The sequence below is a fragment of the Mesorhizobium sp. M0016 genome, assembly GCF_040324035.1.
Taxonomy (GTDB): domain Bacteria; phylum Pseudomonadota; class Alphaproteobacteria; order Rhizobiales; family Rhizobiaceae; genus Mesorhizobium.
On sequence record NZ_JAMYVM010000005.1, the window covers coordinates 306,818 to 325,118 of the forward strand.

Below are 18,301 nucleotides of genomic sequence, written 5' to 3' on the forward strand. Positions count from 1 at the left end.
ATCAGGAATCCGTCGGTGCGGCGCCAGGAAGTCAAGCCCTTGATGTTCAGAGAAAACTGGTGCCCAGAGGCGGATTCCAAAAGAAACAAATTTGACTTTGTTTCCAAGTGTTTGGCCCCCCGGCATCGTCACTGCGTGCCAACAGAAGTACCAACGAAATATTTCTGTGGATTATTTGATGAATGAGGAAGTGACGCCCTCCCGCCAGCCGGGTACGGCGCATGGCCACAACGAACATATGTTCCCAAGCGAACGCGGGCGAAAAGGTTGCTGACCGTGTAGACATAGGGCGGGCGGCAAAGCGGTTGAAGCTCAAGGCCGAGATCGCCAGGCCGTCGCCCAAAGGCTGAACCGGCTGCGGCTGCCGGCGATCATCGAAAACACCGGCAGCAGCCTCGCTGTGCTGGCGGCACTGTCGCCAGGCAAAGTCCTGCTCCAGGATCCGCACGCCGGCGCCGCAGGAGCTTGCGCGGACCGACTTCGAGGCGCTGTGGAGTGGTTTCGTCGTCCTTGGCGCCGAGACGGTCGCCGCTCTCGAAAGTACGGAACGCAATGTCCGCCGTCAGGCATTTCGGCGTATCGAGGCGCATGAACCGGATTTTCGCCCGCACGCTGAAGACGTCGTCAGGCGCATCTGCGCCAGCGTCAGCGCTAAGGCTCCGACCATGGCAGTCACCAGCGAGGAATCGGGCCTGCGTTTTCTGTCCGTCGACGATTTCGACCCCAATGTCGGCCCTGCGGAAGGTGTGCCGGTCTACAATCCATACACGGGCGTGCTTTCGGTCTATCCGGAGCAAAACCTCGAGCCGGACGAAGCGGTGGCGGGCATCCGCGAGGCGGTGAAATCAGACGATGCCGTGGAAGGCGTCGAACGGGTCGTCATCTAGCGGGCAATATCGGCGTTCGACACGACATTGCAGACCGAGCCGGAAAGCGATGGTTACGGCTACGACTATTCCGAAATGGCGGGCCTGGATGCCCGTCGGCATCAGGCGGCGCTGCAAACCGCTTTGGCTGGCGAATCCGTGCCATGGGGCATCGATCAGATCGGCGCCCGGGCGGCCTGCCGCAGGGGCTACGCCGGCCAAGGCGTTGTCGTGGCTGTCGTCGCACCGGCATTTCTCCACATGTCGATCTCGCTTCGCCGGTGCGGGGCGCCACATTCGTGCCCGGCAGCATTTCCTACACCGACGATCACGGTCACGGCACGCATGTTGCCGGAACAATCGCCGCCGGGCGCGACCGCTGCCAACTCCCAGGTCACCCGTCGGGGGTATGACCATCATGCTGGCGGAAGAACACTAAGCGAAAGCATACGCACTATGGCGCCGTGCGAGGGTGCCATCTCTTTATTGCTTATTGCTCATTGCTCATTGATCATTGCGCTTTGCCGATTGCCACGCCTCCCGGTTGAATTGCAGCGCTCGGCTGTCGGCCGAATGGATTGGAGAACGTTACTATGTGACTTGGCGGAATACGACACAGACAACTAAGAGGAATGCTGGTGGAGAAAAGGGGGTAATTCCGGGCCAAGAATCGTCGTAGCCCTTCGATATTTGGTGGAAAGTGATGGGCGCATTCAATAGGGTATTGGCTAGCGTAGAAACTGGGAACGTTCTATCGCGGCGCTGAGGAGGGCAACGCCATGATTGATGCAGACGTTTTCGATTTCGTAGAACGCTGCCGCAGGCATGCTACCTCGGGGCAGCTGCTCGACGACCTCCATCAAACCGTGAGAAGCCTCGGGTTGAACATCTTATCCTGAGCGGTGTACCGCTTGGTGGGCAGAAGCTTGCTCCTATGGTCGAGTTGAATGGCTGGCCGAAAGGTTGGTTTGAACGATATGTCGAAGCCGAGCATGCAGCTGTTGATGGCGTTTGCATCTACTCGGCAAAAACCTTGAAGCCGTTTGTCTGGGCTGATGTTCCGGCAAAATGGTCCAATACGCGCGGGTCGCAACGTGTCGCAGGAGAAGCAACAGAGTTCGGTATCCTGAGTGGTTTTGCGGTACCAATGCTTAGCGTTAGCCATTGGCAATCGGTGCTGTCATTTGCTTCGTCTCAGAAGGTTTGCTCACTTTCGCCACGGCAAGAGGTGCAATTGGTGACGATGGCAGTTTACGCCGGCATGTCTATTCAAGCGCTCTCGCAGGGCGACGAGAAGGATGAGGATTTGTTGTCTGATCGGGAAAAAGAGGTGTTGCTGTGGGCGGCGGCCGGGAAGACCTCATCCGAGACATCTCAAATCCTCGGTCTCACGGAACGGACGGCAAAATGGCACCTAACAAAGGCCCGCGAAGCCTTTGGTGTGGCTACCACTACACAGGCCGTAGTCGAAGCTGTTCGAAAGCGCCTAATCCATCCGTAGCCGAGTCAACTGTCCGATCGGACAGGTGACGTATTTTAGCGCGGCTGCAACTATCCTTCTGAGAAGGATAGGGGGGTCGCGCGATGATAACTGCTCACGTCGTCAATGCGCTGAACAAACACCTCTACGAGAATGAGTTCGACGAGTTCCTGCGCCGCCGCCACGACTTCTTCGTGAATCAAAAGAAGTGGCGCCCTCCGAGTCCGGATGGGCGCGAGCGTGATCAGTTCGATACTGACGCTGCCACCTATTTGCTTGGCATTGAAGACGATCGCGTCGTGACTTCGGCTCGATTGATCCCAACCAGCGAGCCGCACATGGTTTCGGAGGTTTTTCCGCACATGTGCGAGAGATCGGGCGTCCCAAGACGTCCCGATTGGGCTGAATGGACACGGACTTTTGTGGTTCCTGACAAGCGCTCAACCGGCTTGCGGGGGACGCTAACGCAACTGTGCTGCGCAGTGATGGAATACGCGCTCGACGAGGGTCTTTGTGCGGTAGGTGGTGTCCAGGAGACATACTTCATGCCCCATCACGGGGCCTTGAAATGGCATGCTAGGCCGCAGGGTTTGGCAAGGGAACACAACGGCGAATGGTACATCGTCGCCTACATCGACGTGAACGAGGCAGCGCTTGCCAGTGTACGGAAGATCCTTGGCATAAGCCACACACTGCTGGTCCGCCAGGGTACCCAGTTGCCGTTTATCGGTGCAAGCGAGCTTAGGAAGCAGGCCTCGTACTGCTGATCCTCCTCGCCGCCGTGCTAATCTTGTGGAGTAACGGGTCATGGCCGACCGAAAGACATTTCCGGATAGTATCGTAACCATTCCTGCGCAAGGAACTCATCAACCATTGGGGCTCGTGGTAAACGCGGTCGAACCCAATCAGCCGGACGAGCAGCTGACGATACATTTCTCATTTGACATTCCAAAGAGGGCACAAGGAAAGCTCGAGGCGCTCGTTTCCAGCGGCAAAACCGTATCTGCCACGGAGCTGGAGAAGTACAACCCCAACGCCTCTTCCATTACGGCTTTACAGGATTGGCTCGAGGGGCAAGGATTCACGACCGTAGAAGTGACTGCGGACGGTATCTATGCCCGCGCACCGACCAGCGTCGTGGCCAAGAGTCTTGACGTCGATTTTGTCCGCGTGACGCGCGACGGATTCACGCATAACGCAGCGCGAAATGTTCCGAGTTTGCCGGCAAAGCTAGCCAAAAACGTTCGGGCTATCGGCGGCCTTCAGCCATTCTTACGAGCGCATCGAAACAGCCGGCGACGTTCACCTAGTGACGCAAATCGGGTAGCTCTCGGGACGCCCACAGTGGGTCTCGTTGCCCAAGCACAGACCGAGGCCAACAAGCCTCCCTACATGGTCAGCGAGATCCTGACCGCTTATAGCGCCGATGCGCTCGGTGTCTGCGGGGCAGGTCAGACAATAGCGATCCTGATTGACACACTCCCCGACGATGCTGACCTCCAAGCATTTTGGGAAGCCAATGGATTAGCGCAAGACCTATCAAGAATTGAAAGAATAAATGTGAAGGGCAGTGCTCTCGATGCTCCCGAGGGTGAGGAGACGCTTGACGTTGAATGGTCGAGCGGCATCGCGCCTGGTGCAAAGATCCGAATTTATGCATCAGGCTCGCTCTCTTTCGTCGATTTGGATCGTGCGCTCGACCGTATCATCGCCGACTTAGCGAGCAACCCTGGCATGCGGCAACTCTCAATCAGTCTGGGGCTCGGGGAGACGTACCTGGGCGGGCCTAATGGAGAAGTGGCCACACAGCATCAGAAATTCCTTCGTTTGGCTGCTGCGGGCGTAAACGTGTTCGTCTCAAGCGGCGACGCGGGCTCAAATCCCGACCAGACAGGGCATAGTTCTGGCGGCCCGACGCAGGCGGAATATGCCTCTTCGGACTCTATGGTCATTGGCGTAGGTGGTACGACCCTGCAACTCGCTGCCAACGGAAGCAGACAGAGCGAGGTTGGGTGGGCGAATAGCGGCGGTGGCAAAAGCAGGTTCTTTAATCGACCAACATGGCAGAAGCAGTTGTCTGCAGCGTTCGGCGACAAACGTTTGGTCCCGGACGTAAGTATAACAGCAGACCCGGATTTTGGAGCATTCTTAGTATTGGGCGGAAAGGTCGTTCAAATTGGAGGTACCAGCTGGAGTGCACCCATTTGGGCAGGTATCTGCGCACTGCTTAATGAGGCGATGCTCAAAAGTGGTAAGGCTGCCCTACCATTTCTCCCGCCATTACTCTATCCGCTGGCCGGTTCGGCCGCGTTCAGCGACATTACTAGTGGAAGTAACGGCCTCTATGAAGCGCACAAAGGGTATGATCAAGTGACAGGGTTGGGCGTCCCTAACGTGAGAAACCTCATGCATGCACTTGTTGGATGAGGCAGTAACGCGAGGTTACGGAATATAATACTTCTTTCTTGTTTCAGTAAGAATTAGATGGAGGGAATGGTGGCGGCCGCTTTTGTTAGAGAGTTCATCGCGCAATCAGCTTTTCACTCGCCACATGGTCCAAGATTGGTTGATCAAGTGGCTACGGTTTTGAGCCGTCTTGCGCCCCTCGGATGGGAAGCGCTGTTTGAGCAACATGGCTTAGACCTGACGGCCGTGGATCTCGCAAAAGAGCTTACAAAACCGCTAACGGGTGTAGATCGCAGCGCGCCAGGATTCGAAGATTTCGCTGCCGAAGGCTACAGAGCAATTGAGCCCGGAAACCCAGCTCTCAGTCTTCTCTATCACGCCTTGGCCTCACCACGAGTGACCCATTTCAGACAGCGGGACCACCTTCATCGCCTTACTGGATTTCCTACGCTCGCGGAGCTCGAAACTGTCGAGAATTTCGTCTATGGGATCAATCCTCCCTCGGTTGAAGACCTCCGGGCAAGGGCGGGCGGCGCTCATCTGGCTATCGTCGTTTTCGCCTTCGAATATCGCGCAGCGGTCGGTACTATTCATCGCCGTCACGCCGACATGGTCTACTCTAGGACCGGTGTTGCTCGGGTTGGAACCGAAGCGGCGAAATATTTGGATGACGCTAGAGGTTTCCTTCCGTTCTTTGAGGCCGAGGGACGGAAGACTCGTGTCCTCCCATGTCGCTACGGGGCGTATGTGGCTGCACTCGTTGCAGGCGAGAAGAATTCGCACGGACCGCTCCGGTTCATTGAGAGCGGTGGCGTTAGTAATGCTACGTCGGGTCAAACAAGGAGCGATGCTGGACCGTGGGCGCCGCCGCACGCATTGGACGCCGACGAGCCTGGTGACGGCCAGCGACGCTTCTGGGTTCCTTCCACAAGCTTTTCTCAGGCAACGAGTGCATCCAAGGCCGTTCCATCCAAGTACGCCTGGCTGCCGCCCATCGAAATGAAAAAATCCGCCGTGCCCATCTGCGATTTCTTTCCAACGGGCACAATGGCGGTTGGGCAGAGCCCGACATCGGCAACCCACCTTTTGTTTTTCAAGATCAGATTGCCGAACTGTCAAGCGATGTGGGTTGGTTGCTCTCACCTGTCGTGCACCAGCGCTATACCGAACCGGCCGTCTATGGGGGGAGGCCGCTTACGTATACCGTTCCCAAGTCGCCTGATGGTGACGGCCCTTGGCGGGCCTACTCATCCAGCTTGAATTTGCTGCCTTTACCGAGTGGTGCTCGCGCGGCGCCAGAATATGTGCATGCTCGGCACGTAATCAAAAGCGACGGGTCTGAAATTGATCTAAACGACGATCCGCACCTAATCGAAACGCTCCGCGCCGGCAACTATCAAGCGAGGCACTACGTTGACCACACAGGTGACGGTTGGATTGACGCAGAGTGCAGCGACCTAGCACTTGATCTTCCCCGCCGCATCCCAGCGTATTCGATTGTAGCTTGTCCCGACTTCTTTCCGCTCGTCGACCAGACCTCGTTGATGCAATGGACTGACCAATCCGTACTTCCATCGTTGCTGCGAACCGTGTGGGATGCTCCAGGCTCCGGCTTGCCACAGTCGCTTTCAGATCAGCGATACGCTGCCAATCTACAGCTGACAGGCGCGAATTTTGATCCGTCCGACGATACGATGACTGCAATAGTCGGCTCGCTTGGATCCGGGACCGGTGCCCTCACCAAGCTATTGCCTGTCGACCGGCCCAGGGCATCAATGCTTCCGGACTCAGCTGCCGGCGTATTCGCACCCGGTTGGGACGTTTCGTACGACCGAACCTCGGAATCCGATCCGGAAGACACCGGCAAGAGCCTCGCGCCGGGGGTCACATTTCTGACCAACTATGGTCTCGGTTCTCCATTCATGGAAGACAGCAAGCTCTGCGCCGCTTTGAGTGCGTTTTGGCCAGCCGCGGCCCCCGATATCACGCGCACTTTCGCGCCGAGCAGGAGCTACGCCACGGCTACACCTCTTACAGACGAGATTATTGGCTTGGGCAGGAAGGATCCGTGGGACGGCGTTCGAGGTCCGAAGCTTCGAAAGCGTGAGGGCAAAGTGGAGTATCCGGCGCTTGCCTATGCCGATTACGTCCAAACGGCTTTGAAGAGTGGGTTCGACATAAGCGAGATAGGGAAGACAACCGCAGAAGAGTATGTGGCCAGAACGTTAACTATGGCGCTCGTGTATCGCGCGTTGGGGGTGGAGGCGTCGGCGGACAAGCTTAAATGGTCCGTGCTGAGTTTTCGCCCTGCGGATACTAACGATGCAGATTTCGAGGATGCACAGGCCGCAACCGGACGGATCCTCAGTACGAGACACAGCTACCGCTACGAGGTTTTTGATCACGCTGACAGAGGAACTCCAGATCCTAAAGATTTCAAGAAGGTTCTGGTCAATTTCGGCGCGATAGTGCTGCTCTTCGCGGATCCAACGCTTGTTCTAATGCGCGACAACGACGGTACATGGACTGCCAGTGAAGTACGGCGCTGACCTAATTATTGTGGGAGCTGGCCCCGCAGGAAGCGCTGCTGCAATCCAGGCGGCACAATCCGGACTGCTCACCGTCTTGGTCGAGGGCTCCGCGTTCCCTCGCTGTCGTCCTGGCGAAACCCTGCATCCTGGCATCGGATCCGTTCTCAAACAACTTGGGGTCGCAACTGAAGTGAATACGGCTTCCGAGTTGCGTCATAGTGAAATCAAGATTGATTGGGCAGGAAACCGCTCGAGGACGCGTTTTGATGACCCATCTGACCTTTCGCAACTAGGGTATCAAATATCGCGATCGAAGCTCGACACAATATTGCTCAATCGAGCTCAGCGGGCAGGCGTCGACGTTCGGCAGCCATGCCGAGCGCTGGCCCCAATTTTGAGCGAGGGACGGATCTGCGGCGTCGAGACCACACTTGGACCCATTCGGGCAGCATTCACCATTGACGCAAGTGGTGGTGTCGGCTGGTTGAGAAAAAAGCAAAGCCTTGCTTTGTACAGAGTTCCCCGCGGTTGCTCGCAAGGTACGGGTATTGTGAAGGCAGATGCGAGGACCTCTCTGAGGGGCCATTACTAGTGGGCCGCCCTTGGGGTTGGCACTGGATTGCACAGGTAGCGTCAGACCGATTGGCCTGGGTAAGCCTCTGCTTTCCGGGCAGGTCTCTCATTGCAAACAAACCCGAAAATTTGAGCGACTTCCGTGATATAGGGCCCCCCAAAGGAGCTGACGTCAGTTGGCGGCATGTTCTTCCGTCGGCTGGCGATGGGTACTTTATTGTAGGGGACGCTGCGTCCGTCGTAGATCCCGCATCCTCACATGGAGTCCTACGAGCCGTCATGAGCGGCATGATGGCCGCGTACAACGTCAAGCAAGCACTATCCGGCCGTGAAGCTGAGGCCAAAACGGCAGTGCATTTCTCTCGTTGGCTCACCGGGTGGTGGCGACGCGATACGCATACGCTTTCGAATCTCTACCGTGAACTCAATCCGTGCTGGCTTCAAGTCGACCAAGGGGTCGACGAGCTGGCGCATTTGTGATGAGGAGTGAGAAGTATGACCCGAACAGTAATTGTCGACATACGCGGTAATAGCTTTCCTGAACAAACTATAGAGCCCGACACCTATGTCGTGTGGAGAAACCTAGATCCGGTGCCCCACACGGTAGAAACTGATCCGGAGAGCAGTTATTACTTCAATGTCGGGCCCCTTCCGACAGGTGAAATATCTAGCCCCGTTTGGTTCAGCCGGGAGGGAAAATTCGAGTATGTTTGTCGCTTCCATCACGAGATGACTGGGGAAGTGACCGTCGCGGCAGGTGCTCATGCCGAGGCTCATCCCATGCCAGCTCATAGCGGTCACGATGGCCTCGCCCACTTTCACGGGTTCATAACTGGCGGACGATCTGGTTCACGCCTCTATATGTCTCACACTCCGGTCATTGCGGACGATAGGCATCGGTACCAGGTGATACTTCGGGGAAGTTTTGCCGACCCGAAACATGCTGCTATCTACGAAGCCCTTCGCAGCAGTTCGTACGGATCAGGGAAGGCCCAGATCTTCCACAATCACCTCGCACTTCCCGATATAGGCGCCGGTAAAATAACGCTGCTTCCGGAGGCTTCAGTGCAATATTATCCGCCGGATCATCCTGGTGGCATCGAAATACCCGGACTCGAGGAAAAAATCCCCGTAAAGATCGATAAAATTTTGCATTTTCATCAGTTTGACCCGGACGCATCCTATCCGGTTGGATTACAGTACCTGGTCTACGGTGACGATCTGGATGTATTTATTGACCACCATATCATCGGCGCACCAAGCTTCCATTCAGTGGCAAAGCTGTCGGGCCAACCTGACTTTTGGACTCCCGACAATTTTGACGGGACTTCATCAATCCTGATACCTGAGAAACGCATTGTTGACGTGTCTCCAAAGGTTCTGCGTCGAGTTGCTTTTGTCGACAATAGCTATCATTTGGCGTGGCTACCGCCATCGGGGGCTTACCGGCAGCCGCCCCCTGACCCGTTAATTCGACGTGACGGAACCGCTCCGCAATACGACGTCCTCGTCGCCGGCACGCAGCCGAGTCACATCGTGGTGGAGCGCTTCATTCATTTCGACGTGGCCCTACTCAACAATCGGGTCGTCATCACATAAGTCCGGCCAGAGACGGGCTAGTTTGAAGGCGTCCACGCGTGCGCTCGGGAAACCAACCGTGCGTGATTGATCTCGGGCGTCGCTATCAGATGGTGGCCGACACAGGCGGAGAAGGAGAGCACCGACATGGTGAAATGGAATTTCGATGCGCCTGGGGGCGTGCGCGATTTTCGTGATCCGACGAACTGGCATGCAGCAATGGCTGCCGAGGCGAGCGGGATCGTACTCGACCTCGTTGCCACAGTTCTAGGGAAAGACCCTGCCGATGTGACTGAGGCGGAGATTTCGGCGAACGCGCCAAACCTAGGTTACATAGACCCGGTGGCCACGCCCCCTGAGACAGATGGTGAGACCGTCGCGGTATCACCTTGGGGAGCGTTCCCACGCGCAGTACGACGCCGCGGACCCTGGACAGAATTTCCTCCCGTCGACGGCGATCGGGAAGGAATACATCGCGCCGCTGAAGACCTAGGCGAAGAAGACCATCCGGAAGGCGTCTTTGTCGATGGCGAAAATAAGGTCCTTCACTTGCCTGTCCGTCACCGTCAGGACGAGTATCTCGAGTGGGTGGCGCGACGCAGCAAAGAGGGAAAAATCAACAAGGTTGCGTTCGTGCTGAGGGCTACGACTACTACGCAACCCTGTTTAAATATGATGAGGGACGGGCACTCGACCTGTATCGCGATTTCACAGGCGACAATAGCATTCGCGTCGATGACCTTCGAGCGCGCAAGGGCATCTATCGTCGCTTGCCCGATGGATCCCGCCAAACTATTGTCGATCCAGGAGACTTTAATCCGCGCAATCGCTTCAATATCGAGCCAGGCATAGTCCATTTATCGCACCGGGCGAATTCGCTCGGAGCTGAGGTCAATCTTGCCGGCGTGTCGGCTATCCTCCGGCTAAAGGCAGCCGGGACAACCCTGGTAGATGGTCGCAACAGCGAGGAACTTCTTTGCTGTTGTCAGGGTGGAAACCCCAATAGGAATAGCGACCCGCTCATTTCCGACCAAGCGTACGCACAGGTGATGGGCGGCTTTCGCTACACCCTCGCAAATCCAGTCGGGCTTTACATCGCCGGAGTGGACGACCAGCGCGTCCAAACCAAGAATGGCGACGCATTAACGCCAGACTGGTGGACGGTCGTACGAGGCGAAGGCTTTGGCGATCCAAAATCATGCCGTGTCCCTCGGTTGGAACTGGCGCCACCTAAGGGATCGAACCTCACGCTCGAAGACCTCGAAGTAGACGGCGAGCCGGTCCGCTTCGCAGGCCAACTTGCAGATTTGTTGCAGGTTCATTTGTTTGTTACGCGATGGAAACGCAACGATGGCGATAACCATGGTCCAAGTGTGCCTTGTCTTGGGACTTGTTGCCGCAAGACTGGCACCCAGCAATTGGTCCCGACCAGAAGAAAGTGTGGAGCTGGCTATGACTTGGCTTTCCCTGGCTTGATTGGGAGCCCGAGGGTAGGCACGAACCTTACGGCTGCGCTTGCGATGAAAGCTCTCAGATGAGCGCTATCGATCTGGAGTTCAACGAGATCCAGGGGAACATCCTCGGCGGCTTCAACACCAACGTTGAGGTGCTGATTGGCTTAACTGCTGATCGCAGTAGGACAAGCGATGCCGCCAGATGGTTGGTTGATCTTGCACCGGATGTGACTTCGGTTGCCGATGTTCAGGAGCAGCGCAACGCTATCAAACCTCTAGCAAGGGGCGGACGGCAGCTCCCCATCACCTGGCTGTGCGTTTCCGTAGGTTCTGAATATCTCGGCATCCTTCGAGAGGATCTTTTCGTCCGCGACGAGGCGTTCATGGGAGGATTTCGAAAGCGGGCTCCCACGGCTTTAGGCGATCGAACTGATCCAAATAGTTGGGTCGTCGGAAGCACCGGAGCTCCGCTTGATGTATTCCTGATCGTGGCATCAAACGACGAACCGGCCGCGCAACAATGGGCAGACCAGCTAATCGCCAGCGCTGCTGCCAAGGGCTTACGACCAACCTATCGAGAAACCGCGCGTCGCATTGATGATCTTGAACATTTCGGATTTAGGGATGGCATATCACAACCAGCCGTTCGAGGTTTCGACGCTAAGGGCGATGTGGGGCCAGGCTATTTTGTGTTTGGCTACGAGCGCGACCCGGGTGACGGGGGCTACACTCCATCGGGCGATCCCAGTAATTTCCTCCGAAACGGCTCCTTCTTAGTTTTTCGGCGCCTGTCACAGGACGTCCGGGCATTCCGTGATTTCTGCGCGTCAAAAGCTGCAAGCCTGGTGGGAGACTGGCCGGGTTTGACCGGCCAGCATTTGGAAGCTTTGCTGGTTGGCCGCTGGCCGTCCGGTGCACTTGCGTCGTCCAGCATTTTTTCGGACCCAGGCCGGCAGCCGAACGAAAATGCATTCAATTTTTTGGACGATATGGCAGGGAGGAACTGCCCTCTCGGAGCGCACATTCGCAAAGTGAACCCTCGAGATGGCCCGAGGGACGAGGTCAATGTTCCGCGGCTACTACGTCGCGGAATCCCATTTGGACCAGTCGTTGAAGAAAAGCCAGGGGCGGACCGCGGATTGGCTTTCATTTCGTTTCAGACGTCGATCAAGGACCAACTTGAGTTCCTTACTGGTAAATGGATGAACAGTCGCCTCCGGCCGGGTCCCGATGCGGGCCACGATCTGCTAGTCGGCCGGTCTACAACTACTAGGTCGTTGAGGATTTCTGGACCCCAAGGACCAGTTCAAGTTTCTGATGACGGTCTACAATGGATTGTTCCAACTGGGGGCGGTTACCTGTTCGCACCGGGTCGTTCGGCCTTACGTCGGATGCTTGATCCGTTGCCAGCAGGAGTGTCCTGGAGATTGCAAAAGGCGGTCAGCCTGGCGGTTAACGGCCTGTTCGAAATGCTAGCAATTGAACGTTGAAATTGCGATTCTCGTGTCGAAGAACAGCTCATGTGACGCTGTAGCTCCTTGATGATCTGGCGCAGCCGCTCGTTCTCGGCGCGCTCTGCCGCGAGCATCGCCTGAAGCGCGATCGGATCGTTGGTCAGGGGCTCGGCCGGGTTGCTCACGAAGCCGATTCAATCATGCATTATGGCCATCCGTTGAATCAACTTGCCGCGACCGGCGCGCGCGTCTCGCGGGCGTCATGCACACGCCGCCAATCCAACCCTTCCAGGAGCGCCTGCAGCTGTGCCGCCGTCAGCCTCACCGCGCCATCGGTGATCGCAGGCCAGCAGAACTTCCCGTCCTCCAGGCGCTTCGCCAGCAGGCACACGTCGGTGCCGTCGAAGTAGACGAGCTTGACCCGGTCGGCGCGCTTGGCCCTGAAGACGTAGATCGCGCCGGAGAACGGATCGGCGCCCATCGTGTCGCGCACCAGCGCCGCCAGTCCCTCCGCGCCCTTGCGGAAGTCTACCGGCTTGGTCGCCACCATGACGCGCACGGCGCCGGTCGGCCCGATCACGACCCGGCCTTCAGTGCGCGGATCACCGCCGCCACCGTCCTGGCGTCGGCGCCACGACCGACCCGCATGGCGACGCCGTCAATCTCCAGCTCGATCACGCCGGCTTCTCGCGCGGCCTTCCGCTTCCGTGTCGATCTCGCTAGCTTCCCCGCCGGCTCGGGCTCCTGTGCCGCGACCACTGCTGGAACAAACAACGGCTCCGGTGCCGGCGCATTCGCCAACGGCACCCGCGCGGACCGGCGCCAGGCGAACAGCTGCTGCGGGGACAATGCATGTCGCCGAGCCACCGCGCTCACGGTCTCGCCGGCATCGTAGCTTTCCGCCACGATCCGCGCCTTCTCCTCCGGCAACCATTCGCGCCGCCGTCCAGAACCCGTGAACACCTCGAAACGCCGCGCGGGCTCGGGATCGTTGGATTTAAGCGTAAGCTCTGAAATCGTCATGTGTCGAAGCCCTCAGAGGCTCCGAGCATCGTCGCTCACGACCACGCGCGAAAGGTGGCGCCGGAACAGCGCTCTGATGTCCGCTGTCAAGGTTTGGAGCGCAGGAGGCCGTCCGATCCGGGGAACGGCTGCTCATTCTGATAATCGCACATGGAGGCGGAACTGAAGGACGTCGGTGATCAAGCTCTGATGCGCGGGTTGGCTACCGCATTCCCGATTGTGCGTCCGGGGCTGTTCCTATCTTACTGCGGGCGTCGGTCGATTTGCCGGCCACAAAGCGTCTGACGGGCGTTCCCCTGCCGTGGTCCCGCCTCCGCCCATGTGCGAAAGATGTATGTCGCCGCGGCGGCGACTGATCAGGCTGGTTGCGCCTCCCTTGCGACGGCCCACATGAAGCCGGCCAGCTCCCGGGCGATCGCTGTGCAGACCACCGTTGTCTTCTTGCCTCGTCCGCTCAACATTCGATAGCGGGCCGTCAGCCGGTCTGCGCCTTCCAAGCAATCTCTCGCACCTTTGGCGATGCTTGTTCCACACGGTAGAGCCTTTTCGCACCGACCCTCGGCGGATGTCTGTAGGTCCAGGCGCTCTCGACCAGCATGTGGCGAACGCGGCCGTTCCCAGCCTTGGTGATGCCGCCCCGTTTGACTGTCTCGCCGGTCGACTGCCGGTGAACGCGAAGTGTCTCGACCGCGGCCGCCCGAGAGCGGACGAGATCCCGCATGGCTTCGTGACCTTCATCGGGAACCCATACCGCCGTCAGTTCGCCGGCGCGCAGCAGTCGAGCCAACGCAAGGGCATCCCGCCGGTTTGTCTTCACACGATCGCCAGGCTTCCTCGGGATCAGCGACGGGGCGACCACCATGCATTCATGGCCGAGCGATCGGATCAGCCGATAGAGACCGTAGCCGGTCGGGCCAGCCTCGTAGCAGAAATGGACTCGATCGAACTTGGTAGCGATCCGCTGGATAACTCGGCGCATGCTCGTATTCGATGCGTCGACCTCGCCGAAGAAGCGAACTTCTCCTTCCCGGCCGGAATCGGCAATCGCGATGGCGTTCCTCAGCTTCGCGACATCGATTCCGACAAATGCTTCCCTATAATCTGCCACGGCTCGTCCTCCTGTGATGAGGATCGGCTCGGCCCGTCCGAGCAACCCTCGGACGCGCAGTGTAGGGCGAGCCACCTCATCGACAGAGGCGGACATACGGTCTTACGGGGCCAGGCGCCAAGCGCCACCATCAGGAGGGAAGCGGTCATGCCGACCATGTCTCGCGCCTGTAGCGTCGCGGGCGCCGCATCAAGGAAGCGGGCTACAGCGCTGCGGCCTGATACTGGACTCCCGACTTCAGACGACGCATTCTCGCCTCGGGGAAGGAATCATGGGCAATTCTGTTCATGCCAAGAGGTTGCAGAGGCGACGGCCTTGGTGGCGCTCGCTTTTCCGCTATCGTCTCGCCGCCGTTCTGGTGATGCTCGGGGCGACTTCCGCGGGCTATCTTGCAGTCGGCGACGATCGGCACGAGCTGCCGCGCGTTCACCATGGCGGCGATTCGTCGGCCAGCAACGCGGCTGTCCGCAAGGCGGGCTGCGATATCAAGGGCAACATTAACGAGCGCGGCGAGCATATCTACCATATGCCGGGGCAGGAATATTACTTTGCTACGCGCGTCAACCCAGCTCGAGGAGAGCGCTGGTTCTGCTCGCAATGGGAAGCGTGGTGGGCGGGCTGGCGGAAAGCGAAAGTGTAGCGACAGCCTTTAGACTAGACCTTCAGTTGCTCGATGCGCGTGCTCTTTATTGGAAGTTCGAACATCGCGCCGCCCGCGACAATTTCCGATTGCTTTTCGATCGTGCTCCAAAGGGCGAGTAGCCGCTCCATTTGCTTGACGACCGGAGCCTTGTAGAGGCCCTTCGAAAGAAAAAACCCGACGAGCCGAGAGCTTCGAAATGCAGCATATTCGACCTTGTTCCGGGTAATGCGTCGATCGCCAGAAATGACGATCCAACGCCCCTCCGTGCTCAGCTGGCCGATCCAGGCCACATCTTTCACGCCGGGGCCGAACTTCTCTCTGATATGGACGATCTCATGCTCCCCGGCGAACAGGGCGTTTAGCGAACGGGCGAGAGTGGGCGACAGGTTTTCGTCGACCAGGGCTTTCACGCGGCGCTCTGAAGGCTCTCTTCGAATTTCATGGCGTCTCTAACAGCGGTAGCTGAGACATCGAAAAGGCGCGCCACCTTTTCCACGGATCCTTCGGCTTCTACCGCTTGCGCAAGCGCCACGGTGGGGACGCCATATTTGGAGGCGATCGGCTGACCGAACGAACGATGGGGGTCGATCACGATGGACTGCTTGCCATTGAAGGGTCGCCAGCGCGCCACCGCGTCATCCTCGATATCCAGGTCTTTGAACGTCCGCTCTATGACCTGGCGGAAAACATACTGCCGCCTCTTCAGGTCGAGTAGCTTGGTTTCACCGGAACGCTCTATTCCTTCGAGGAAGATCGTTCTGCCGTCAGTCTGGAAGCGCCTGGTTGAGAACGGGCGCTCGTCATTGACACACTCACGTGCGTACTCGATGCAATTTCTAACCGCCAAAAGGCCGACGCCGGCCCCTGTGAATGCTTTGACAAAGCGGAGCTCGATCAGGTCACGGAATCCGATCTCGAGATGATTGTCGATGATCGGCCACTGCGATGACCATAGCGGCGTGATTCGATGCTCAACTTCTTCGCGGCGGAAGGTGTAGCCCTTCATCCACCTCGAAATATTGAGCGCAGACGTCCCTATCAGGCGCGCGGCCTCGCCGACGGTGTAGGAGCCTACCCCGAAGAATTCTACGTCTTGAATGTTCTGGCGTACCGACATGCCGGAAGAGTTATCCACTTTCATAGACCGTGCAAGGGGTCACTGCCGCCGTCCACCTGGCGGCAATGTATCTATCGGTCGCATCATCAGGATCGCAGAGGAGTGCACACGGTAGCCTCTGAGCAAGTGAATTCTGCGGCGAGGGTTACCGCTGAAACACCATCGAAGTTTCGTCGATCTGAAAGGTGCCCTCGACGCGGACATTCATCGATGCGCGTAGCGTTGTTCGATAGGGTTTCTCGGCGTAGACCACTAGGGCCACCTCGAATTCCACAGGGACGATCGCCGGCGCGCCATCGTGAAAAGTGATGTAGAACGTGACATCGACAAAAGGCGGTCGCGAATTCCGGTCCTCCCATCCGTCTATGCGCACAATGCGTTTGAGGGCCTCCTCACCCGAATCGCGTGCCAGTTGCTCGCCTGAGATGTTAATTCTGGAGATCGCCATCCCGGCCGCCATCCGGCCAGCATCCATCCGGACGTCAAGGACGTCGGCGGGGAACCGGTTCCAGTTCACGATGTGAATGACGGCGTCCTCGAGGCCGTTTTTCACATGGCTCGCGCTGAGCGTTGCCGGCGCGTAGCCCAGTGCGAATTCCGTCTGTCTGCGCTGCTCCCGCAACTGACCTAGCAGCGGCCTGATCGCAACGGCGGCCGCAATCGCTGCCATCCATCCGCTTGCCGCGCCGATCCATTCTCGGGCGCAAATGGCGCCCCCTTCGCCATCTCGGCAGATCGTCGAGTATTCGGGCCAATGCCTTCCAAGCAGGAATGCAGCCACAGCGACGGCGGCAAAGCCCATCGGGACGCGCCAGCCTAGGTCTTCCTTCCCCCACTGCATGCCAGACCTTTTGTCCTTGGGCATCGCGCCGCTCCATCGGTGAGGCGTCAGTTCGTCTCGTCGACGATGCTGTCATAGTCGCGGCCGATCAGTAGCAGCACGAAGCCGCAGGGCACTGTCACGCTGGTGAGGGCAATAAGGCCGAGCCATCCATAGTCCGGCTTCGCAAAATAGTAGTACCAGCTAATCGCCTGCACCAGCGGAGACACGATCAACATCCAAGCACCCCATATGCCATCCGTGTTGAGCCGGATCGTTGTCGTCGCCCGATATCTGATTGCCATACGTATGCCCTCCCGTTCCCCAAAGGCAGCTTCGCGCCGGTTGAGCGCGAACGCAAGCGCCGGCCCGGCTACGGCTTTGTGAGCCTCACGCCTGCGCCTCCTCCATTCTGCGGAATGAGCTCAACCCCGGCAGCCTCCAGAGCGGCCTGCAGATCGACCAACGTGCGGTCGTATGGCGTCCGCTTGCCAGCTTCGAAATTGGCAATGGTCGTCTTGGCCACCTTGGAGGCCGCTGCCAGCTGTTCCTGCGACCATCCAACAAGCGCCCGGGCCGCCCGGCATTGAGCTGGTGAAATTGTCATTTTGAATCAAACCTTGCATTAAAAGTGCCGACTTTACGATACGTGCAGCCTTATGCCATTAGTGCAACGTTACCACAAATGCAGACCCAAATGCCTAACACCCCTGTTCTGGAGGCCGGCGAAGCTATGCCCGCTGCCTTCCTTGGAAGATTTTCCCGCCGCGCCCTGCTCGGTGCCATCGCCTCTATTCCGGCCATAAGAGGCGCTGCCGCGGCGCATGTCTCGCCGCAACCGGCGCCTCTGCCCTCCCAGGAGGAACTGCTGCAAGCCTACAGTGAGTGGCTGTTCTTCGACCGGCTGCTGCTTATGCGCGACATCTACCCTGGCGAGCGCAACCCCTACCGCCAAACAGCCCTCGTGCCCTGCAACACTCTTGCGGCGCATTACCATTTCCCGCTACGATGACCGAGAGTTGTAGCCCGACATGGGTGCCCCCGCCAGCCACGCGTGCGCTGCTCGTCTTGCAGACTGTCGGCGTTGACTTCAGGCCGCTGAGTGAACGGCAATGATCTTTCGTTCAGAAGGAAACTGCCATGCGAACGACCGAACGTGATCGGGTTGTGTGCGTCAAGTTCTGCAAAATGGGCGATCATGAAACTGGTCATGCGGCTTGGCGTAGAGCGAGCTTCTTGTGCTCGCGC

21 protein-coding genes and 3 pseudogenes are annotated in these 18,301 nt (G+C 58.2%); 13 read left to right on the forward strand and 11 right to left on the reverse strand.

From position 1 onward, the window contains the following. Positions 1 to 46: 46 nt before the first annotated feature. Complete coding sequence (locus NKJ88_RS10630) at positions 47 to 448, reverse strand: hypothetical protein (protein WP_352444018.1); 402 nt, start codon at positions 446 to 448, stop codon at positions 47 to 49. 217 nt (positions 449 to 665) lie between these two features. Here NKJ88_RS10630 and NKJ88_RS10635 point away from each other — a divergent pair, with 217 nt between their 5' ends. The 5 genes from NKJ88_RS10635 (at position 666) to NKJ88_RS10655 (ending at position 4,773) form a co-directional block, all read left to right on the forward strand. Beyond that, on the forward strand, positions 666 to 887 hold the full coding sequence (locus NKJ88_RS10635) for a hypothetical protein (protein ID WP_352444019.1): 222 nt from the start codon (positions 666 to 668) through the stop codon (positions 885 to 887). Positions 888 to 914: 27 nt separating this feature from the next. Beyond that, entirely contained in the window at positions 915 to 1,493 is a 579-nt protein-coding gene (locus tag NKJ88_RS10640) for a hypothetical protein (RefSeq protein ID WP_352444020.1), read from the forward strand. Between the two features lie 307 nt (positions 1,494 to 1,800). Then, on the forward strand, positions 1,801 to 2,367 hold the full coding sequence (locus NKJ88_RS10645; RefSeq protein ID WP_352444021.1) for a helix-turn-helix transcriptional regulator: 567 nt from the start codon (positions 1,801 to 1,803) through the stop codon (positions 2,365 to 2,367). A gap of 83 nt (positions 2,368 to 2,450) precedes the next feature. Next, complete coding sequence (locus NKJ88_RS10650) at positions 2,451 to 3,113, forward strand: acyl-homoserine-lactone synthase (RefSeq protein ID WP_352444022.1); 663 nt, start codon at positions 2,451 to 2,453, stop codon at positions 3,111 to 3,113. A gap of 40 nt (positions 3,114 to 3,153) precedes the next feature. Then, positions 3,154 to 4,773 carry a S53 family peptidase gene (locus NKJ88_RS10655; RefSeq protein ID WP_352444023.1) on the forward strand — a complete coding sequence of 540 codons (1,620 nt, stop codon included), beginning with the start codon at positions 3,154 to 3,156 and terminating at the stop codon, positions 4,771 to 4,773. Positions 4,774 to 5,139: 366 nt separating this feature from the next. On the opposite strand, the gene NKJ88_RS10660 is transcribed toward NKJ88_RS10655, so the two are convergent. Together NKJ88_RS10660 and NKJ88_RS10665 are read right to left on the reverse strand one after the other, a co-directional pair. Next, complete coding sequence (locus tag NKJ88_RS10660) at positions 5,140 to 5,535, reverse strand: hypothetical protein (RefSeq protein ID WP_352444024.1); 396 nt, start codon at positions 5,533 to 5,535, stop codon at positions 5,140 to 5,142. A 155-nt stretch (positions 5,536 to 5,690) separates the two neighbouring features. Then, positions 5,691 to 5,849 carry a hypothetical protein gene (locus NKJ88_RS10665; protein WP_352444025.1) on the reverse strand — a complete coding sequence of 53 codons (159 nt, stop codon included), beginning with the start codon at positions 5,847 to 5,849 and terminating at the stop codon, positions 5,691 to 5,693. Positions 5,850 to 6,446: 597 nt separating this feature from the next. Between NKJ88_RS10665 and NKJ88_RS10670 the strand changes: the two genes are divergently transcribed. From NKJ88_RS10670 to NKJ88_RS10695, 6 genes and pseudogenes are all read left to right on the forward strand, one after another. Continuing rightward, positions 6,447 to 7,301, forward strand: a complete 855-nt coding sequence (locus NKJ88_RS10670; RefSeq protein WP_352444026.1) for a hypothetical protein — start codon at positions 6,447 to 6,449, stop codon at positions 7,299 to 7,301. Positions 7,302 to 7,311: 10 nt separating this feature from the next. Then, the gene (locus NKJ88_RS10675) at positions 7,312 to 7,875 is read left to right on the forward strand and encodes an NAD(P)/FAD-dependent oxidoreductase (protein ID WP_352444044.1); all 564 of its coding nucleotides are present in this window, start codon (positions 7,312 to 7,314) and stop codon (positions 7,873 to 7,875) included. Positions 7,876 to 8,135: 260 nt separating this feature from the next. Next, on the forward strand, positions 8,136 to 8,336 hold the full coding sequence (locus tag NKJ88_RS10680) for a hypothetical protein (RefSeq protein ID WP_352444027.1): 201 nt from the start codon (positions 8,136 to 8,138) through the stop codon (positions 8,334 to 8,336). 15 nt (positions 8,337 to 8,351) lie between these two features. After that, a complete protein-coding gene (locus tag NKJ88_RS10685) occupies positions 8,352 to 9,455 on the forward strand; it encodes a cupredoxin domain-containing protein (RefSeq protein ID WP_352444028.1) in 1,104 nt (367 codons plus the stop codon). 198 nt (positions 9,456 to 9,653) lie between these two features. Next, positions 9,654 to 10,972 (forward strand): annotated as a pseudogene (locus NKJ88_RS10690) (DUF8225 domain-containing protein). Continuing rightward, positions 10,969 to 12,378 carry a Dyp-type peroxidase gene (locus tag NKJ88_RS10695; protein ID WP_352444030.1) on the forward strand — a complete coding sequence of 470 codons (1,410 nt, stop codon included), beginning with the start codon at positions 10,969 to 10,971 and terminating at the stop codon, positions 12,376 to 12,378. The pseudogene NKJ88_RS10690 and the gene NKJ88_RS10695 overlap by 4 nt, the downstream one beginning before the upstream one ends. A gap of 187 nt (positions 12,379 to 12,565) precedes the next feature. Here NKJ88_RS10695 and tnpB read toward each other — a convergent pair whose 3' ends face one another. The 3 genes and pseudogenes from tnpB to NKJ88_RS10710 form a co-directional block, all read right to left on the reverse strand. Then, on the reverse strand, positions 12,566 to 12,892 hold the full coding sequence (gene tnpB, locus NKJ88_RS10700) for an IS66 family insertion sequence element accessory protein TnpB (RefSeq protein WP_502904744.1): 327 nt from the start codon (positions 12,890 to 12,892) through the stop codon (positions 12,566 to 12,568). 26 nt (positions 12,893 to 12,918) lie between these two features. Then, positions 12,919 to 13,365, reverse strand: a complete 447-nt coding sequence (tnpA, locus tag NKJ88_RS10705) for an IS66-like element accessory protein TnpA (RefSeq protein ID WP_352444032.1) — start codon at positions 13,363 to 13,365, stop codon at positions 12,919 to 12,921. Positions 13,366 to 13,721: 356 nt separating this feature from the next. Next, positions 13,722 to 14,473: pseudogene (locus NKJ88_RS10710) on the reverse strand (IS110 family transposase). A gap of 271 nt (positions 14,474 to 14,744) precedes the next feature. On the opposite strand from NKJ88_RS10710, the gene NKJ88_RS10715 reads away from it, so the two are divergent. Then, positions 14,745 to 15,113, forward strand: coding sequence for a sunset domain-containing protein (locus NKJ88_RS10715; protein WP_352444033.1), 369 nt, complete (start codon positions 14,745 to 14,747; stop codon positions 15,111 to 15,113). A 14-nt stretch (positions 15,114 to 15,127) separates the two neighbouring features. Here the strand turns inward: NKJ88_RS10715 and NKJ88_RS10720 are convergent, their stop codons facing one another. The 5 genes and pseudogenes from NKJ88_RS10720 to NKJ88_RS10740 all read right to left on the reverse strand — a co-directional run. Then, the gene (locus NKJ88_RS10720; protein ID WP_352444034.1) at positions 15,128 to 15,526 is read right to left on the reverse strand and encodes a PIN-like domain-containing protein; all 399 of its coding nucleotides are present in this window, start codon (positions 15,524 to 15,526) and stop codon (positions 15,128 to 15,130) included. Further along, positions 15,523 to 16,233, reverse strand: coding sequence for a hypothetical protein (locus NKJ88_RS10725; RefSeq protein WP_352444035.1), 711 nt, complete (start codon positions 16,231 to 16,233; stop codon positions 15,523 to 15,525). The genes NKJ88_RS10720 and NKJ88_RS10725 overlap by 4 nt, the downstream gene beginning before the upstream one ends. A 145-nt stretch (positions 16,234 to 16,378) precedes the next feature. Further along, the gene (locus NKJ88_RS10730) at positions 16,379 to 17,098 is read right to left on the reverse strand and encodes a hypothetical protein (RefSeq protein ID WP_352444036.1); all 720 of its coding nucleotides are present in this window, start codon (positions 17,096 to 17,098) and stop codon (positions 16,379 to 16,381) included. Between the two features lie 23 nt (positions 17,099 to 17,121). Then, complete coding sequence (locus tag NKJ88_RS10735; RefSeq protein WP_352444037.1) at positions 17,122 to 17,358, reverse strand: hypothetical protein; 237 nt, start codon at positions 17,356 to 17,358, stop codon at positions 17,122 to 17,124. 74 nt (positions 17,359 to 17,432) lie between these two features. Beyond that, a pseudogene (locus NKJ88_RS10740) lies at positions 17,433 to 17,660 on the reverse strand (helix-turn-helix domain-containing protein); the annotation flags it as partial. 90 nt (positions 17,661 to 17,750) lie between these two features. Between NKJ88_RS10740 and NKJ88_RS10745 the strand changes: the two are divergent. Next, positions 17,751 to 18,065, forward strand: a complete 315-nt coding sequence (locus NKJ88_RS10745; protein ID WP_352444039.1) for a hypothetical protein — start codon at positions 17,751 to 17,753, stop codon at positions 18,063 to 18,065. Positions 18,066 to 18,301 lie beyond the last annotated feature (236 nt).

Excerpts from the sequence above, each read along its gene's own strand:
- NKJ88_RS10635 (WP_352444019.1), top strand. The coding sequence starts at position 666 with ATGGCAGTCACCAGCGAGGAATCGGGCCTGCGTTTTCTGTCCGTCGAC.
- NKJ88_RS10645 (WP_352444021.1), top strand. The coding sequence starts at position 1,801 with ATGGTCGAGTTGAATGGCTGGCCGAAAGGTTGGTTTGAACGATATGTC.
- NKJ88_RS10650 (WP_352444022.1), top strand. The coding sequence starts at position 2,451 with ATGATAACTGCTCACGTCGTCAATGCGCTGAACAAACACCTCTACGAG.
- NKJ88_RS10655 (WP_352444023.1), top strand. The coding sequence starts at position 3,154 with ATGGCCGACCGAAAGACATTTCCGGATAGTATCGTAACCATTCCTGCG.
- NKJ88_RS10670 (WP_352444026.1), top strand. The coding sequence starts at position 6,447 with ATGACTGCAATAGTCGGCTCGCTTGGATCCGGGACCGGTGCCCTCACC.
- NKJ88_RS10680 (WP_352444027.1), top strand. The coding sequence starts at position 8,136 with ATGAGCGGCATGATGGCCGCGTACAACGTCAAGCAAGCACTATCCGGC.
- NKJ88_RS10685 (WP_352444028.1), top strand. The coding sequence starts at position 8,352 with ATGACCCGAACAGTAATTGTCGACATACGCGGTAATAGCTTTCCTGAA.
- NKJ88_RS10695 (WP_352444030.1), top strand. The coding sequence starts at position 10,969 with ATGAGCGCTATCGATCTGGAGTTCAACGAGATCCAGGGGAACATCCTC.
- tnpB (WP_502904744.1), bottom strand. The coding sequence starts at position 12,892 with ATGGTGGCGACCAAGCCGGTAGACTTCCGCAAGGGCGCGGAGGGACTG.
- tnpA (WP_352444032.1), bottom strand. The coding sequence starts at position 13,365 with ATGACGATTTCAGAGCTTACGCTTAAATCCAACGATCCCGAGCCCGCG.
- NKJ88_RS10715 (WP_352444033.1), top strand. The coding sequence starts at position 14,745 with ATGGGCAATTCTGTTCATGCCAAGAGGTTGCAGAGGCGACGGCCTTGG.
- NKJ88_RS10725 (WP_352444035.1), bottom strand. The coding sequence starts at position 16,233 with ATGTCGGTACGCCAGAACATTCAAGACGTAGAATTCTTCGGGGTAGGC.
- NKJ88_RS10730 (WP_352444036.1), bottom strand. The coding sequence starts at position 17,098 with ATGCCCAAGGACAAAAGGTCTGGCATGCAGTGGGGGAAGGAAGACCTA.
- NKJ88_RS10735 (WP_352444037.1), bottom strand. The coding sequence starts at position 17,358 with ATGGCAATCAGATATCGGGCGACGACAACGATCCGGCTCAACACGGAT.
- NKJ88_RS10745 (WP_352444039.1), top strand. The coding sequence starts at position 17,751 with ATGCCTAACACCCCTGTTCTGGAGGCCGGCGAAGCTATGCCCGCTGCC.